The following is a 15,486-nucleotide window of genomic DNA, read 5'->3' as shown; positions in this document are numbered from 1 at the left end:
CGACGTCAGCACGCGTACAAGGTCAAGGCTCTCCTCATGCGCGGCGCGCGTAGTGCTACTCCTTATACTCGACCGCGGATGACCACACCCGGGCGCGAAGTTCGCGGCCGCCGACCGTGAATCGGATCCCGATCGCGCGTTCGGTCCAACGGCAGGACTCCGCGTCGACCCGAACAGCCGTCGGCCCGAACCGGACCCATGCGCGCACCGCCTGCGGACGTGGCGCAATCATCACCGGCTCGCGGTCCAACTCCAACTCTGCGTCCGTCAGCGACTGCAACGGTCCGGCGGTCGCAGCGATCCGGTCGACAATGCGGGCGTCCATGAGCCGGTCGTAGTGGTCCGCGTAGCGCTTGTTGCTGCCCACGACCGCCTCCTCTCCGGCCATCACCCAGAGTATCCCGAGGCGAACGCTTGTTCGATAACCGCCGCCTTGCGTACCCTCCTCAGCTTCAGCTGAGACTCCGCCCCACCCCAACCGCGCCTTGCACCCGCTCGGCCGCGCGATGCGGATCGGACGCCTCGATTGGGCCGTCCGGGGCCGAGCGCTGGATACGAGATCGGGCCCGCAGGTCGGCCGTCGCCTGAAAGCCGTCAAACTTTCGGGGCACTTTCGGGGCACAAAATCGGCTTCGGAAGCAAAGGGTTAGCCCAATTTCGGTGTATATGCCCTAGTCGGGATGGCAATCCCATTGGCGGAGGATACGAGATTCGAACTCGTGAGGGCGTGAACCCAACCCGCTTTCCAAGCGAGCGCCATAGGCCTCTAGGCGAATCCTCCGCCGAGAAGGATACCGGGTGAGCACCGTCCAACTCCAACCGGGGATCGGGCCTTGTCAGCGCCCGGTTCCCGACCGGGACCACTCACTTGGCCGGGTAGGTGTGCCGGACGCCCTTCGCGTCCGTGTATGCCAGCGACGTGACCGGATCGACGCTGTCATCGTCCGAGTTCAATACGGCGACCACCACGATCCAACCGTCCGGGAGCGCGGCCTGGGCCCAGTCCCCGTCCGCTGACGACAGGGTCACCGCGACATCGGTGGATCCGGGCTCGAGCATGCCGAGCTGGGTCAGCCGCCACTTCGCCTGCCCCGGCCCTCTGCTCCTCGCGATGCTCCCCTGGAGCATGTCGGACGGCTTCGCCCCCTTCACCGCGGTCGACCAATCACCCCAGACACCCTGCGAGTCCAGCGCCTCGCTCCGGAACACGGTGACCTCTTCCCCGCCAAGGTCCACGCTCGCGCTCGCGACCACCCCCACCGTGGACTGCAGGACACCGTTCCCGTCCTCCCACACCAGCTCCGGATCCTTCGACCCCACGGCGTGCTCAGTGAGGAACACCAGCGCCGTCGCCCCCAGCGGGTCCAGCGCGGCGCTGCCACCCTGCGAAGTGTCCGGCCCGTACAGGCTCTGCCCCTTCACCTCACCCGGCACCACCGCCACCACCCCGTGGCTGCCCAGCCGGACGAGTTCCGCACGCGCCTCGTCCAGCTTCCGCGTCACCGTGGCCTCCGCCACCTTCTCTCCGTCGTTCGTCGCCTGAAACCTGGTCGTGATCGTCGTGCCGTCCGACGTCGCCACAATCTCCACCTTGTCGAACGCCGCTGGCTCCCCGTTGAAGCTCGCCCCCATCGGGAGCTCCGCCTGCGCCGACCCCGGCGACGGAGCGACCGACGACGCCCGCGCCGTCGGAATCGGGGCCGTCGCGGACGGCGGGATCGGCGACGGCGTCGCCACCACCACCGCCGGCTGCTGCCCCCGGCCCACCACGCTGCCCACCCCGAACCAGCCGATCACTCCCACCGCCAGCACCGCCGCCACCGAGGCCGTGACCCTACGCGTCGTCCGGTTCCGCCGGACGCGGCGTCCCACGCTCAGCAGCGCCTCCGGATCGAGGTCAGAGTCGATGTCCCTCGTCGCGGTCTGCAGCTCCGCCCGGAGCCGATCCTCCAGCTCGTTCATCACCGTTCTCCTCCCACGCTCGCGTAGCGCGTCCGCAGTGTCGCCAGACCCCGCGACGCCGCCGACTTCACCGCACCCACGCTGATCCCCAGCTGGTGTGCGGTGTCGGCCTCGGTCAGGTCCTCGAAGTAGCGCAGCACGATCACCCTCCGCTGCTGCTCGGGCAACGTGGCGAGCATCCTCACCACCTCGTCCCTGTCGTCGCTGCGCCCGTGCCCGTCCCCCGGGTCGGGGCGGTCGGCCAGCTCCGTCGGGACCGGCGGGCGGCGCCGCCAACGGTCGATGTTCAGGTTCACCAGAACCCGCCGCGCGTACGCCGTCGCCTCCCCGTGGCGCACCCTGCGCCACGCCAGGTAGGTCCGCACCAGCGCCTCCTGCACCAGGTCGGACGCGAGCTCGCGGTCCCCGGTCAGCAGGTACGCCGTGCGCGTCAGCGAGCCGGACGCGACGCGCACGAACTCCACGTACTCCGCGTCCCGGCTGGGGGTGGGCGATGCGGCCATGGCGCCTCTCTCCTCGACCTACACCATGCACTACGCAGTGCCGCGGCCAAAGGTTGCAGGCCGTGAGCGGACTTGCCCTGTCGATGGCGATTCGGGGGCGAAATCGCCCCGGTGGGCGGATCGAGAGGGCAATTCCGCTCAGCCGTGCCACGCTGGGGGCGTGCGGATCGCCCTCGCCCAGTTCGCCGCCTCCACCGAGCCGGCCGACAACCTCGCCCGCGTCCGGTGGCTCGCCGCGGACGCCGCGGCGCAGGACGCCGAGCTCGTCGTGTTTCCCGAGGCCGCCATGTGCTCCTTCGCCCGGGCCAGGGCGGACGCGGCCGAACCCTTCGATGGCCCCTGGGCCACCGGCGTGCGCCAGACGGCCGCGGACCTCGGCGTCACCATCGTCGCCGGCATGTTCACCACCACCGGCGACGACCGCGTCCGCAACACCCTGCTCGTCACCGGCGCCGCCGAGGCCCGCTACGACAAGGTCCACCTCTTCGACGCCCTCGGCTACGCCGAGTCCGCCCAGATCGAGCCCGGCACCGAGGCCGGCGCCTTCACCCTCGGCACCCACATCATCGGCCTCGCCACCTGCTACGACATCCGCTTCCCCGGCCTGTTCACCCACCTCGCCCGCCTCGGCGCCGACCTGGTCGTCGTCCCCACCTCCTGGGCGCCCGGCCCCGGCAAGCTGCACCAGTGGCGGACACTGGCCACCGCCCGCGCCATGGACTCCACCGCCTTCATCGTAGGCGTCGACCAGTCCCTCTCCCCCTCCTCCGAGGGCTCCCGCAGGCCGACCGGAGTCGGTCACTCGATCGTCGTCGACCCCACCGGCGAGGTCCTCCTCGAGCTCGGGGACGCCGACGAACTGGCCCTCGTCGACCTCGACCTCGACCTTGTTGCTGACGTCCGCGAGCGCCTCCCCGTTCTCCGCCACGCCCGCCGCCTCGGGTGACCCGGGCACCCGGCTCGCGCACCAGCGACGCGGCCCGGTAAGCTGGTCCACGGTTCCCCGCGCGGCGGTACCTCGCCCAACTCCCCCAGGGTCGGAAGACAGCAAGGGTAAGTGAGCTCTACCGGGTGCGCGGGGGCCGCTGCATTTCCGGGGTCCACTTCGGTTCTGTCACCGGCTACCCGTAAGGTTCACACCGTGGACGACAGCGACGAAGACCTGTTCGCGGAGGACCCCCTGGACCTCTTCGACCAGGACCGCCCCGACCTCTTCGAGCAGGACGGTCCCGGCCTCTTCGACGAGGACGCGAGCGGTTCTCCCGCCGTCGAGGACCTCCCCTCCGATGCCACCGACACACCGGTCGAGGTCGGCCCCCACCGCCGCTCCGATGAGGAGGTCACCGCCTCCCTGATGGAGGTCGTGGACGCCCTCCGCCAGCCCTCCAGCGATCAGATCACCCGCCCCGAAACCCCGCTCGCGCTGTACCGCCGCTACCGTCCCGACGCCTTCGCCGACGTGATCGGCCAGGAGCACGTCACCGAGCCCCTGCAGCGCGCGCTCACCAACAACCGGGTCAACCACGCCTACCTGTTCTCCGGCCCGCGCGGCTGCGGCAAGACCACCAGCGCCCGCATCCTCGCCCGCTGCCTGAACTGCGCGGAGGGTCCCACCCCCACCCCGTGCGGAAAGTGCCAGTCGTGCCGCGACCTCGCCCGCGGCGGAGCCGGCGGCATCGACGTGATCGAGATCGACGCCGCGTCCCACGGCGGCGTGGACGACGCCCGCGACCTGCGCGAACGGGCCTTCTTCGCCCCCGTCCACTCGCGCTACAAGATCTACATCATCGACGAGGCCCACATGGTCACCCCGCAGGGCTTCAACGCCCTGCTGAAGGTCGTCGAGGAGCCGCCGCCCCACGTCCGGTTCGTGTTCGCCACTACAGAGCCCGACAAGGTGCTCGGCACGATCCGTTCGCGCACCCACCACTACCCGTTCCGGCTCGTGCCGCCGAAGACCCTTCAGGCCTACCTCGCCAAGCTCTGCGAGGCCGAGGGCATCGCCGTCGAGCCGGCCGTGCTCCCGCTCGTCGTGCGCGCGGGCGCCGGTTCGGTGCGTGACTCCCTGTCCGTGCTCGACCAGCTCCTCGGCGGCGCCGCCGACGACGGGGTCAGCTACAGCCAGGCCACGTCCCTGCTCGGCTACACCCCCGACGCCCTGCTCGACGAGATCGTGGACGCCTTCGCCGCCGGGGACGCCCAGGGTGTGTTCGCCGCCGTCGACAAGGTCATCGAGGTCGGCCAGGACCCCCGCCGCTTCGCCGAGGACCTGCTGCGTCGCCTACGCGACCTGATCATCGTCGCCGCCGTCCCCGAAGCCCTCAGCAGTGGGCTGGTGGACGTGGCCGGTGACCAGGCCGATCGCCTCGCCGCCCAGGCCAACGCGCTGGGCCCCGGCGAGCTCACCCGCGCCGCGGAGGTGATCGCCGTCGGCCTCACCGAGATGCGCGGCACCACTGCTCCCCGCCTCCACCTCGAGTTGATGTGCGCGCGCGTCCTGCTGCCCGGCGCCGACGTGGACGGACGCGGCCTGCACGCGCGCCTCGACCGCCTCGAGCGCCGCCTCAGCATGGGCGTCCCCGCCGGCGCAGAGCCAGGGGATCGACCCGTCGCCGCCGCGGCCGCCCCTTCCGCCACCGCGGAGCCGCAGCGGTCGGTGACCCCAGCCCCTTCCACGGTCCCTGAGGAGCCGCGGAACCGAGCGGCCGCGCCTTCCACGGTCCCTGAGGAGCCGCGGAACCGAGCGGCCGCACCTTCCACGGTCCCTGAGGAGCCGCGGGGTGAGGAACGAGCCCCGCGGCGTCACGAAGGGCCGCCGTCACCCGAACCCGCGGTGACAACCACCGACGCCCCACCCTGGGACGTCGACCCCGCACCCGCCGCTGCACCCGAACAATCCGGAAGCGCAGCAGCCACCCCGGCCCCTGAGGAGCCGCGGAGCGAGGAACGAGCCCCGCGGCGTCACGAAGGGCCGCCCGCGTCTCGTCCGGCCGAAGCGACCACGGCTCCCGAACCACCCGCGCCCGCCCCAACCGGCGACGCCGGCGGCCTTGGCACGGCGGACGTCCGCCGGTTCTGGCCGCAGATCCTCGACAACGTGAAGAACCGTCGCCGGTTCACCTGGATCCTGCTCAGCCAGAACGCGCAGGTGGTCGAGGTGCGCGACGGCGTCCTCACCCTGGGCCTGTCCAACGCGGGCGCCCGGGACAGCTTCGGCCGCGGCGGCAGCCCGGACGTGCTCCGCGAGGCGGTGATCGAGGTGCTGGGCGCGGCCCTCCACATCAACCCGATCGTGGACGCGACCGCCGAACCCACGCCCTCGCCCAGCGCTCCTGCGTCCGCACCCGCCGAGCCCCCCGCCTCGCCGGCCAGCCCGCCGCGTTCCGCCGCGGCGGAAGCGGCGCGCGCCAACCTGCGGGCGACCCGGTCGCAGGCGACGCCGACCGAGCCGGAGCCCGAGGAGGAGCCGAGCCGTGACGACGTCGCGGTCGCAGAGGACGCGGCGTCCGCCGACGAGCTGATCAGGAAGCACCTCGGCGCCGAGCTGATCGCCGAGGACGACGAGTGAGCACCCTTCGCGAACTACGATGAGCCACGTTCACCACGACAGGAGCACAGCATGTTCGATCCCGGCAGCATCGACCTCCAGGGCCTGATGGCCCAGGCGCAGGCGATGCAGGACCAGCTGGAGCAGGCGCAGGCCGAACTCGCGGCGAAGACGGTCAAGGGCACTGCCGGCGGCGACCTCGTCGAGGCCACCGTGACCGGCACCGGCGAGCTCGTCGGTCTCGTGATCAAGCCCGAGGCGTGCGACCCGACCGACACCGAGACGCTCGCCGACCTCGTCGTCGCGGCCGTCCGGGACGCCAACCACCAGGCGATGGCGCTCGCCCAGGCCACCATGCCGCCGCTGCCCGAACTGGGCCTGTAGCGGCTCCCCGGCCCCTGAGGAGCGCTCGCGAGAAACAGGCGAGCGCGCCACGAAGGGCCCTTCCGAGAACTGACGAGGAAACACTGTGTACGAAGGCCCGATCCAGGACCTGATCGACGAACTGGGCCGCCTGCCCGGGATCGGCCCGAAGGGTGCCCAGCGGATCGCGTTCCACATCCTCGCCACCGACAAGGCGGACGTGGAGCGCCTCGCCGCGACGCTGCGCGAGGTGACGGAGAAGGTGCGGTTCTGCGAGGTGTGCTTCAACATCTCCGAGGAGGAGACCTGCCGGGTCTGCCGCGACCCGCGCCGCGACCGGACCGCGATCTGTGTCGTCGAGGAGTCGAAGGACGTGATGGCGATCGAGCGGACGCACGAGTTCCGCGGCCTCTACCACGTGCTCGGCGGTGCGATCAGCCCCATCGACAACGTCGGCCCCGCCGACCTGCGGATCCGCGAGCTGTGCCAGCGCCTGGCCGACGGCACGGTGACGGAGGTTATCCTTGCCACAGACCCCAACCTGGAAGGTGAGGCGACGGCCACGTACATCTCGCGGCTGTTGATCCCGATGGGGGTCACCGTTTCCCGGCTGGCCAGCGGGCTGCCCGTCGGTGGCGACCTCGAGTACGCCGACGAGGTCACCCTCGGCCGCGCCTTCCAGGGACGCCGCCAACTGACCGCCTGACCAGAGAGCCGAATGACCTCCACCGCAGACCGCACCCACCTCCGCCTCCCCGACCTCGACCGCCCGATCCGGCTGGTCGCGTCCGACCTCGACGGCACGCTGCTGGTGGACCACCGCACGGTCAGCGCACGCTCGGTCGCGGCGATCGACGCCGCCGGTGCGGCGGGCGTGCCGGTCGTCGTCGCGACCGGACGGCAGGTTCCGCAGGTGCCGCCGCTGATCCGTCCCGCCGCCATCCGCTACGTCGTCGGCAGCAACGGCAGCATCGCGGGCGACCTGCACACCGGCGAGGTGCTGTTCGAGGACCTGCTGCCGGTGGCCACGCTGCTTGAACTCGCCGATTTCCTGACCAGTGCGGCACCCGGCGTCGGGTTCTCCGCGGTCCGTGACCACGGCGCGGGCCACGCCGCCGAACCCGGCTACCTCGACCTCCTCACGCCGCGCGAGCGCGACGGCGAATGGACGGTGGACGTGGCGCCGCTCCCCGACGTCCTGGGCGAGCCCACGTTGAAGCTCACCGCGCGGCACCCGCGGCTCAGTGCCGACGACCTGCTGGCCGTGCTGGCCGGGTCCGGCCTGACCGGCTTCCACGCCACGACGTCCGGCGCACCGTTCCTCGAGATCGGCAACGCCGGGGTGACCAAGGCGTCCGGCGTCGCCCGGCTGTGTGACCTGCTGGGCGTCGACCGGACGGAGGTCGCCGCGTTCGGCGACGCGAAGAACGACATCGAACTGCTCACCTGGGCGGGCCTCGGTGTGGCCATGGGCAACGCGGTTCCCGAGGCGCTGGCCGCCGCCGACTGGCAGACCGCGTCCAGCGACGACGACGGCGTCGCCCGCGGCATCGAGCTGATCCTCCGCGCTGCGCTGACCCGCGGAGGACGCCCTTCCTCCCGTCATCCCGGGCTTGACCCGGGATCTCAGAGAACGACCACTCCACCGTCATCCCGGGCCTGACCCGGGATCTCGGAGGCGAGCTGGCGGCTGGTCGTTGCCGAGATCCCGGCTTCCGCCGGGATGACAAGGAGAGCGTCGGGCGGGATGGCATCGCCGGTCACCCTCAGGGTGACTTCCGGGTGGCTCCTGCTCCGGCGACACTGGAGCCTGGTGTTCTCGGAACCTGAGACCGCACTCACAGTGCCAGCACAGGTTGGGCGGGCACCATGGATGGACTGCACGAACCAGAGGAGGTTTGGTATGCGTCACTTCCCCGGTCCGGGAGGCGGCATGGGCGGCAGCAGCATGCTGTGGGGCTTCATGGGGTTCATCGGCACGCTGGTGGTGCTGGCCCTCCTGGCCCTGCTCGTCGTCTTCCTGGTCAAGAAGGCCAAGCAGAAGAAGTTCGGACCCGGCGGTTCCGGCCCGATGGGCCACCACCCGCACCACCGTCCGTTCCTGCCGCCGGCCCTGCAGATCCTGGACGAACGGCTCGCCCGTGGCGAGATCGAGGTCGAGGACTACATGACCCGCAAGGCCGCGCTGCTGGGGTCCCAGGGGCCCGCCACCAACGAGTGGACGCCGCAGGCGCCCACCCCGCCGAAGCCGGCGGACGAACCGACGTCGGACGCGGGGGACGACCCCGGCATCTGACGACCACCGAAGCGGGTGACGGACGCCACCTCCTCCCCGCCCCCGCCTCGGCGGAAAGGACCCGGACGACTGGACCGTCCGGGTCCTTTCCTTTGCGGAAGCCGGCGTGGTGCACCCCGAGCCGACAAGGTGGACCCTCGAGCCGCGTACTCGCGACCTTCCGTCCACCTTGTTGTGGACTGAACTCGGTCCCCCGCCCTCTCGCGGCACGTTAGGAACCGTCCCCATCGTTCCATGGAACGATGGGGACGGTTCCTGACGTGCCGGCCGACGGCTTGGAGCGGGCTGTGCCGGACGCCTAGACTGGCCGGGTCCGCACGGCGACGATGGGGCCATCACCCCGGAGCTGCCGGAAGAACAGGGCGCGAGCCCCCACTAGAACCGGCGGCGGACGGTAACGAAGTGGGGCGCCTCAGGGCGTCCAAGAAGGGTGGTACCGCGGGCCTCCGGCTCGTCCCTTCGTCGCACGGATCGACGACGAAGGATGACCATGACCACCGAATCCTCCTCCCGCGGCACTGCGGAAGACGCGCGGACGGGCCAGTACCGCGCGGTGCCCGCCATGCTCGACCTGCCGGCGATGGAACACGAGATCCTGGACTTCTGGTCCGAGAACGGCACCTTCGCCGCGTCGCTGGAGCGCACCGCCACCGGCAAGCCGTGGACGTTCTACGAGGGCCCGCCCACCGCCAACGGCATGCCCGGCACCCACCACATCGAGGCCCGCGTCTTCAAGGACGTGTTCCCCCGGTTCAAGACCATGCAGGGGTACCGCGTCGACCGCAAGGCCGGCTGGGACTGCCACGGCCTGCCCGTCGAGCTGGCGGTGGAGAAGGAACTCGGCTTCAACGGCAAGCCCGACATCGAGGCCTTCGGCGTCGAGGCGTTCAACGCGAAGTGCCGCGCGTCCGTCTCGCGCCACGTGGACGCGTTCACCGAGCTCACCACGCGGATGGGCTACTGGGTGAACCTCGACGAGGCGTACTGGACGATGGACCCCGGCTTCGTCGAGTCGGTCTGGTGGGCGCTCAAGCAGATCCACTCCAAGGGCCTGCTCGTCGAGGACTACCGGGTCGCTCCCTACTGCCCGCGCTGCGGCACCACGCTGAGCGACCACGAGCTCGCCCAGGGCTACGAGGACGTCACCGACCCCAGCGTCTACGTCCGGTTCCCCGTCACCTCCGGCCCGCTCGCCGGCCGCGCGTCCCTGCTGGTGTGGACGACCACGCCGTGGACGCTGGTCAGCAACACGGCGGTCGCCGTCCACCCCGACGTCACCTACGTCGTCGCGACGAAGGACGCCGCCGAGGGCGAGACCCTCGTCGTCGCCGAACCGCTGGTCGAGAAGGTCCTGGGCGACGGCTGGGCACTCGGCCAGACGTTCACCGGAGCCGAGCTGGAGCACTGGCGGTACGCGCGTCCGCTGGACCTCGTCGAGTTCCCCGACGTCGTGGGCGGCGTGAACTACGTCGTGCTGGCCGACTACGTGACCACCGAGGACGGCACCGGCCTCGTCCACCAGGCGCCGGCCTTCGGCGAGGATGACATGGCGGTCTGCCGCGCCTACGGGCTGCCGCTGGTGAACCCGATCCTCCCCGACGGCACCTTCGAGGCCGACCTCGACCTCGTCGGCGGCCTGTTCTTCAAGGCCGCCGACGCCGTGATCGTCGACGACCTGACCACGCGCGGCCTGATGTACCGGGTCCTGCCGTACGACCACTCCTACCCGCACTGCTGGCGCTGCCACACGCCGCTGCTGTACTACGCGCAGCCGTCCTGGTACATCCGCACGACCGCGATCAAGGACGCGTTGCTGCGCGAGAACGCCAACACCAGCTGGTACCCCGAGACGATCAAGTGGGGACGCTACGGCGACTGGCTGAACAACAACATCGACTGGGCTCTGTCGCGCTCGCGCTACTGGGGGACGCCGCTGCCGATCTGGCGGTGCGCGAACAAGCACCAGACCTGCGTGGGCTCGAGGGAGGAGCTCTCGGCGTTGACCGGACGCGACCTGTCCGCGCTCGACCCGCACCGTCCGTTCGTTGACGACGTGGTGTTCGCCTGCCCCGAATGCGGCGAGCCGTCGCACCGGGTGCCCGAGGTGATCGACGCGTGGTTCGACAGCGGCTCGATGCCGTTCGCCCAGTGGGGCTACCCGTGGGCAGAGGGCTCGAAGGACGCGTTCGGCGCGGCCTATCCCGCCGACTTCATCTGCGAGGCGATCGACCAGACCCGCGGGTGGTTCTACTCTCTGATGGCCGTCGGGACGCTGGTGTTCGACCAGTCGTCGTACAAGAACGTGCTGTGCCTGGGCCACATCCTCGCCGAGGACGGCCGCAAGATGAGCAAGCACCTCGGCAACATCCTCGAGCCGATCCCGCTGATGGACAAGCACGGGGCGGACGCGGTGCGCTGGTTCATGGCCGCGGGCGGCTCGCCGTGGGCGTCCCGGCGGGTGGGCCACCAGACGATCCAGGAGACCGTCCGGAAGGTCCTGATGACCTACCTGAACACGGTGTCCTTCCAGAGCCTGTACGCGCGGGCGAACGGGTGGACGCCCGCCTCCGGTGCGGCGGCCGCCTCGCACGTGCTCGATCGCTGGCTGGTCAGCGCCCGCAACGTGCTCGTGCAGCAGGTCACCGACGCGCTGGAGGACTTCGACACCCAGCGCGCGGGCGCCCTGCTGGCGAGCTTCGTCGACGACCTGTCGAACTGGTACGTGCGGCGCTCCCGCCGGCGGTTCTGGGACGGAGACCCGGGCGCGCTGCAGACGCTGCACGACACGATCGACGTCGTCACGCGGCTGATGGCGCCGCTGGTGCCGTTCCTCACCGAGCGGGTGTGGCAGGACCTGGTCGTGTCCACCGACCCCGGCGCGCCCGCGTCCGTGCACCTGGCGAGCTGGCCGGTGGCCGACCCGCTGGCTGTCGACGAGAGGCTCGACGAGGCCATGCAGTTGACCCGCCGGATCGTCGAGCTGGGCCGCTCGGCCCGCAGCGAGGCGAAGGTGAAGACGCGCCAGCCGCTGCGGCGCGCGCTGATCCCCTCCAGCGCGTTCGGGCTGCTTGACGCGGACCTGCGCGCGGAGGTGATGGCGGAGCTGAACGTCGAGCGGGTGGAGTCGTTCGCGTCCGCCGGTGACCTCGTCGACCACTCGGCGAAGGGCAACTTCCGGGCGCTCGGCAAGCGGTTCGGCAAGCAGACGCCGCTGGTCGCCGGCGCGATCGCGTCCGCGGACGCCGCGGTGCTGGCCGCCGACCTGGCCACCCACGGCAGGGCGAACGTGCTGGTCACCGAGATCGGCGAGGTGGAGGTGTCGCCGGAGGAGGTGATCGTCTCCGAGCGCCCGCGCGAGGGCTGGTCGGTGGTGAACGAGCAGGGCGAGACGGTTGCGCTCGACCTGGAGCTGACCCCCGAACTGGTCCGGGCCGGGGTGGCGCGGGAGTTCATCCGGGCCGTGCAGGATGCGCGGAAGGCGTCGGGCTTCGAGGTGTCCGACCGGATCCGGCTCGCCTGGTCCGCGTCCGACCCCGACACGGCGGACGCGCTGCGCACCCACTCGGCGCTGATCGGCGAGGAGGTGCTGGCCGTCGAGGTCACCGAGTCGGACGCGGCCGAGGGGTTCGCCGACGACGACCTGGGCTTCCGGTTCTCGGTCGCGAAGGTGGCGCGGTCCTGATGGGCCAGGCCCCGACGCCGGTCGTCTTCCTGCACTCCGCAGGGCTCACGCCGCAGATGTGGCAGAGCCAGGTGGAGGCGGTCGCGACGCTCCTGCAGCCCGACGACGGCACGGACGTGCGCGCGATCGCACCGTGGCTGGCGGGGCTGCGTCCCGGGCGACCGGGGGAGCTGTCGCTGAACCTCGCCGCGGCGGAGGTGGTCAGCACGCTCGACCGCTACGGGATGGAGAGCGCGCGCCTGGTCGGGCACCAGCTCGGCGCGATGGTGGCACTGGAGGTCGCCTCCGCCGAGCCGGAACGGGTGGCCGCGCTCGTGCTGTCCGGGGCGTTCGCCACGCCCGGAAAGGTCGCCCTCGCCCTGCAGAAGTCGCTGATCCGGGTGATGCCGAACCGGGCGCTGGCCGATTCGGGGGCGACCAAGGAGGACCTCGTCCGGGCGCTCGACCTGATGGCGACCGCCGACTTCGGCTCCCACCTGAAGGACATCACGGTGCCGGTGCTGATCGTCGCGGGCGCGGCGGACCCGGGGCTGCCCGCCGCGCGGCAGTTGGCGTCCCAGCTGCCGAACGCGCGGCTGGAGGAGCTGGCCGGCGCGGCGGCGAACCCCAGCCTCGAGGCGCCGGACGCGTACAACCGGCTGCTGGTCGACTTCCTCTCCTGATCCGCGGGACGCGGCCGGCAGACGGCGACCGGCGGCAGCGCCGGCGTCCCTTAGGGTGAGCGCGTGCCAGACCGACCACCCGCGCTCGACTCGAAGGGGTTGGCGCTCGCCTTCTCCGCGTACCTGCTGTGGGGCGCGTTCCCGCTCTACTTCGAGCTGCTCTCCCCCGCCGGCGCGTTCGAGATCATCGGCCACCGCATCCTGTGGACGTTCCTGTTCTGCGTGATCGGGGTCCTGGTCTGGCGCGAGTGGGGGCACCTCCGCGAGGTGATGGCGAACCGGAAGCTCTTCTGGGGGCTCACCGGTGCCGGCGTCCTCGTCTCGGCCAACTGGACGATCTACGTGTGGGGCGTGCTGAACGACCACATCGTCGACGCGGCCCTCGGCTACTTCATCAACCCGCTCGTGACGGTCACGCTCGCCGTGCTGGTGCTGAAGGAGAAGCTGCGGACCGCCCAGAAGGTGGCGGTCGGGATCGGGCTGGTCGCGGTGGTCGTGATCGCGGTCGGGTACGGGCAGGTGCCGTGGGTGGCGCTGTCGCTGGCTGCCACCTTCGGGCTGTACGGGCTGGTGAAGAAGCAGGTCGGCGGCATCGTCTCGCCGCTGGCCGGCCTCACCATCGAGACCATGCTGCTGGCCCCGGTCGCGCTGGTGTTCCTCGGCTGGCTGCAGCTCTCCGGCGCCGGCCACTACCTCTCCGAGGGGTCGGGCCTGACGATCGGGCTGACGCTCGCCGGGGTGGTGACGGCGATTCCGCTGCTGCTGTTCGCGGCCGCGTCCAGCCGGATCCCGCTGAGCATGATGGGGCTGATCCAGTACCTGACGCCGGTGATCCAGTTCTCGATCGGGGTGTGGCTGAACCACGAGGTGATGCCGACGCCGCGCTGGATCGGCTTCGGGCTGGTCTGGGTGGCGCTGGTCGTCCTGACCGTTGACAGCCTGCGGGCCGCCCGCGGTCGCGACCTCGTGATCGAGCCCGAGGTGATGGACTGAGGCGGCCCGCTCCTCAGGCGCTCAGGCGGGCGTGGAGATGTTGAACATCCACTCCAGGCCGTACTTGTCCATCAGGATGCCGTAGGTGTCGCCCCACACCTGCTTCTCCAGCGGCATGCCGACCGAGCCGTCGGCGGCCAGCGCGTCGAACCAGCCGGTCAGCGTTGCGACGTCATCACCCATCAGCGCCAAGTAGATCCGCGTCCCGCCCCAGGTCGACTCCGCGCCCGGCATGGCGTCCGAGGCCATCAGCGAGAAGTGGTCGGTGATCAGCTGGCTGTGCATGACGCCGTCGGCGGGCATGCCCTCCATACCGAAGTCGCCGAACGTCGAGATCTCCAGCTTCCCGCCGAAGATCCCCTGGTAGTAGTTCATCGCCTCCCCGGTCTTGCCGGAGGGGAAGTTGGCGTAGGCGGTGAGTGCGAGCGACATGGACGTCCTCCCGTGTTGACATCGTTCACATTGCAATGTTGACACCGTACACTTCGCTGTGTGGGGCCGACAGGGGACGCCAGTACGCGCAGTTACCACCATGGCGACCTGCGTCCTGCCCTGCTCCGGGCCGGGTACGAGCTTGCCCGTGAGGGTGGCCCCGCGGCGGTGACCCTGCGCGCGGCCACCCGCAGGGCGGGCGTGACCGCGACGGCCGCCTACCGGCACTTCGCGTCCCACGACGACCTGCTTCGGGCGGTCGGTGCCCGCGCCCTCGGCGACCTCGCGCGATCGATGGAGGAGTACCAGGCCCGGGTGGTCGCCACCGATCCCGCCGAGCGGGCGCACGAGCGCCTGGTCGCGGTCGGGGACGGCTACCTCGCGCTCGCCCTCGACGAGCCCGGCGTGTTCGGCACCGCGATGTTCGGCCTCCGCACGCTGGCGGACGCCCGGGATCCCGACTCCGCCGGCGGCAGCGGACGCACCCCCTTCGAGCTCCTCACGGACGCGATCGCCGACCTCACGACCCACGGGCGCATCGACGCGGGCCGGACCCAGGAGATCGCCGTCACCTGCTGGTCGACCGTCCACGGCTTCGCCGACCTGGCCACGCGCGGCCCGTTCCGGACGCTGCCACGGGCGGACCGCGACGCGATCGGACGCCGCCTCGTCCGCGACCTGGTGGACGGGCTGCCGGTGCCGTCCGGTGGCGGCGGCCCTTCGTGACGCGGCCGGGCTCGTCCCTCACCCGCCCGCTCCTCAGGGACCGTTGACGACGGCGGCCCACCGCCCACCTGTCATCCCGGGCGTGACCCGGGATGCCGGTGTAGGTGCGATCAGCGTTGTCGTCGAGATCCCGGCTTTCGCCGGGATGACAGGAAAGGGGAGATGCCATCCCGGGCTTGACCCGGGATCTCGGTGTAGGTGCGATCAGGGTCGTCGCCGAGATCCCGGCTTTCGCCGGGATGACAGGAAAGGGGAGATGTCATCCCGGGCTTGACCCGGGATCTCGGTGTAGGTGCGATCAGGGTCGTCGCCGAGATCCC

14 protein-coding genes, 1 tRNA gene and 1 other RNA gene are annotated in these 15,486 nt (G+C 71.1%); 11 read left to right on the top strand and 5 right to left on the bottom strand.

The annotated features are described in order from the left end of the window. Positions 1–55: 55 nt before the first annotated feature. From QM779_RS15195 to QM779_RS15180, 4 genes are all read right to left on the bottom strand, one after another. Positions 56–367: a hypothetical protein gene (locus tag QM779_RS15195; protein ID WP_428536740.1), complete on the bottom strand. Its 312-nt coding sequence runs from the start codon at positions 365–367 to the stop codon at positions 56–58. A 326-nt stretch (positions 368–693) separates the two neighbouring features. Further along, positions 694–781, bottom strand: a tRNA-Ser gene (locus QM779_RS15190). An 83-nt stretch (positions 782–864) separates the two neighbouring features. Continuing rightward, positions 865–1,962, bottom strand: a complete 1,098-nt coding sequence (locus QM779_RS15185) for a hypothetical protein (RefSeq protein ID WP_428536737.1) — start codon at positions 1,960–1,962, stop codon at positions 865–867. Then, entirely contained in the window at positions 1,962–2,465 is a 504-nt protein-coding gene (locus tag QM779_RS15180; RefSeq protein WP_428536734.1) for a SigE family RNA polymerase sigma factor, read from the bottom strand. The genes QM779_RS15185 and QM779_RS15180 overlap by 1 nt, the downstream gene beginning before the upstream one ends. Before the next feature lie 160 nt (positions 2,466–2,625). Between QM779_RS15180 and QM779_RS15175 the strand changes: the two genes are divergently transcribed. From QM779_RS15175 to rarD, 10 genes are all read left to right on the top strand, one after another. Beyond that, positions 2,626–3,411: a carbon-nitrogen hydrolase family protein gene (locus QM779_RS15175; RefSeq protein ID WP_428536731.1), complete on the top strand. Its 786-nt coding sequence runs from the start codon at positions 2,626–2,628 to the stop codon at positions 3,409–3,411. Between the two features lie 48 nt (positions 3,412–3,459). Then, an RNA gene (gene ffs, locus QM779_RS15170) (signal recognition particle sRNA small type) lies at positions 3,460–3,555 on the top strand. Between the two features lie 264 nt (positions 3,556–3,819). Next, positions 3,820–6,033: a DNA polymerase III subunit gamma and tau gene (locus tag QM779_RS15165; protein WP_428538462.1), complete on the top strand. Its 2,214-nt coding sequence runs from the start codon at positions 3,820–3,822 to the stop codon at positions 6,031–6,033. Between the two features lie 51 nt (positions 6,034–6,084). Beyond that, on the top strand, positions 6,085–6,396 hold the full coding sequence (locus QM779_RS15160) for a YbaB/EbfC family nucleoid-associated protein (RefSeq protein WP_428536728.1): 312 nt from the start codon (positions 6,085–6,087) through the stop codon (positions 6,394–6,396). Between the two features lie 85 nt (positions 6,397–6,481). After that, on the top strand, positions 6,482–7,081 hold the full coding sequence (recR, locus tag QM779_RS15155) for a recombination mediator RecR (RefSeq protein ID WP_415154327.1): 600 nt from the start codon (positions 6,482–6,484) through the stop codon (positions 7,079–7,081). A gap of 12 nt (positions 7,082–7,093) precedes the next feature. Then, positions 7,094–8,038 carry an HAD family hydrolase gene (locus QM779_RS15150; RefSeq protein WP_428536725.1) on the top strand — a complete coding sequence of 315 codons (945 nt, stop codon included), beginning with the start codon at positions 7,094–7,096 and terminating at the stop codon, positions 8,036–8,038. 270 nt (positions 8,039–8,308) lie between these two features. Further along, positions 8,309–8,671 carry a hypothetical protein gene (locus QM779_RS15145; protein WP_428536722.1) on the top strand — a complete coding sequence of 121 codons (363 nt, stop codon included), beginning with the start codon at positions 8,309–8,311 and terminating at the stop codon, positions 8,669–8,671. Positions 8,672–9,161: 490 nt separating this feature from the next. Then, positions 9,162–12,353, top strand: a complete 3,192-nt coding sequence (gene ileS, locus QM779_RS15140; protein WP_428536718.1) for an isoleucine--tRNA ligase — start codon at positions 9,162–9,164, stop codon at positions 12,351–12,353. Then, positions 12,353–13,015, top strand: a complete 663-nt coding sequence (locus tag QM779_RS15135; RefSeq protein WP_428536715.1) for an alpha/beta fold hydrolase — start codon at positions 12,353–12,355, stop codon at positions 13,013–13,015. Before ileS ends, QM779_RS15135 begins: the two co-directional genes overlap by 1 nt. 63 nt (positions 13,016–13,078) lie before the next feature. Further along, positions 13,079–14,008, top strand: coding sequence for an EamA family transporter RarD (gene rarD, locus QM779_RS15130; protein WP_428536712.1), 930 nt, complete (start codon positions 13,079–13,081; stop codon positions 14,006–14,008). Positions 14,009–14,029: 21 nt separating this feature from the next. On the opposite strand, the gene QM779_RS15125 is transcribed toward rarD, so the two are convergent. Beyond that, positions 14,030–14,440, bottom strand: coding sequence for a VOC family protein (locus tag QM779_RS15125; protein WP_428536709.1), 411 nt, complete (start codon positions 14,438–14,440; stop codon positions 14,030–14,032). Between the two features lie 60 nt (positions 14,441–14,500). Here QM779_RS15125 and QM779_RS15120 point away from each other — a divergent pair, with 60 nt between their 5' ends. Next, the gene (locus QM779_RS15120; protein ID WP_428536706.1) at positions 14,501–15,166 is read left to right on the top strand and encodes a TetR/AcrR family transcriptional regulator; all 666 of its coding nucleotides are present in this window, start codon (positions 14,501–14,503) and stop codon (positions 15,164–15,166) included. The last annotated feature ends 320 nt before the right edge of the window (positions 15,167–15,486 follow it).

The sequence above is a fragment of the Propionicimonas sp. genome, from assembly GCF_049840635.1.
Taxonomy (GTDB): Bacteria; Actinomycetota; Actinomycetes; order Propionibacteriales; family Propionibacteriaceae; genus Propionicimonas.
The sequence above is the reverse complement of the archived record's forward strand: the minus strand, read 5'-3'. Positions and strand labels throughout refer to the sequence as shown.

Coding starts and splice junctions, on each gene's coding strand:
- QM779_RS15185 (WP_428536737.1), bottom strand. CDS start 1,962: ATGAACGAGCTGGAGGATCGGCTCCGGGCGGAGCTGCAGACCGCGACG.
- QM779_RS15180 (WP_428536734.1), bottom strand. CDS start 2,465: ATGGCCGCATCGCCCACCCCCAGCCGGGACGCGGAGTACGTGGAGTTC.
- QM779_RS15165 (WP_428538462.1), top strand. CDS start 3,820: ATGGAGGTCGTGGACGCCCTCCGCCAGCCCTCCAGCGATCAGATCACC.
- QM779_RS15160 (WP_428536728.1), top strand. CDS start 6,085: ATGTTCGATCCCGGCAGCATCGACCTCCAGGGCCTGATGGCCCAGGCG.
- QM779_RS15150 (WP_428536725.1), top strand. CDS start 7,094: ATGACCTCCACCGCAGACCGCACCCACCTCCGCCTCCCCGACCTCGAC.
- QM779_RS15145 (WP_428536722.1), top strand. CDS start 8,309: ATGGGCGGCAGCAGCATGCTGTGGGGCTTCATGGGGTTCATCGGCACG.
- ileS (WP_428536718.1), top strand. CDS start 9,162: ATGACCACCGAATCCTCCTCCCGCGGCACTGCGGAAGACGCGCGGACG.
- QM779_RS15135 (WP_428536715.1), top strand. CDS start 12,353: ATGGGCCAGGCCCCGACGCCGGTCGTCTTCCTGCACTCCGCAGGGCTC.
- QM779_RS15125 (WP_428536709.1), bottom strand. CDS start 14,440: ATGTCGCTCGCACTCACCGCCTACGCCAACTTCCCCTCCGGCAAGACC.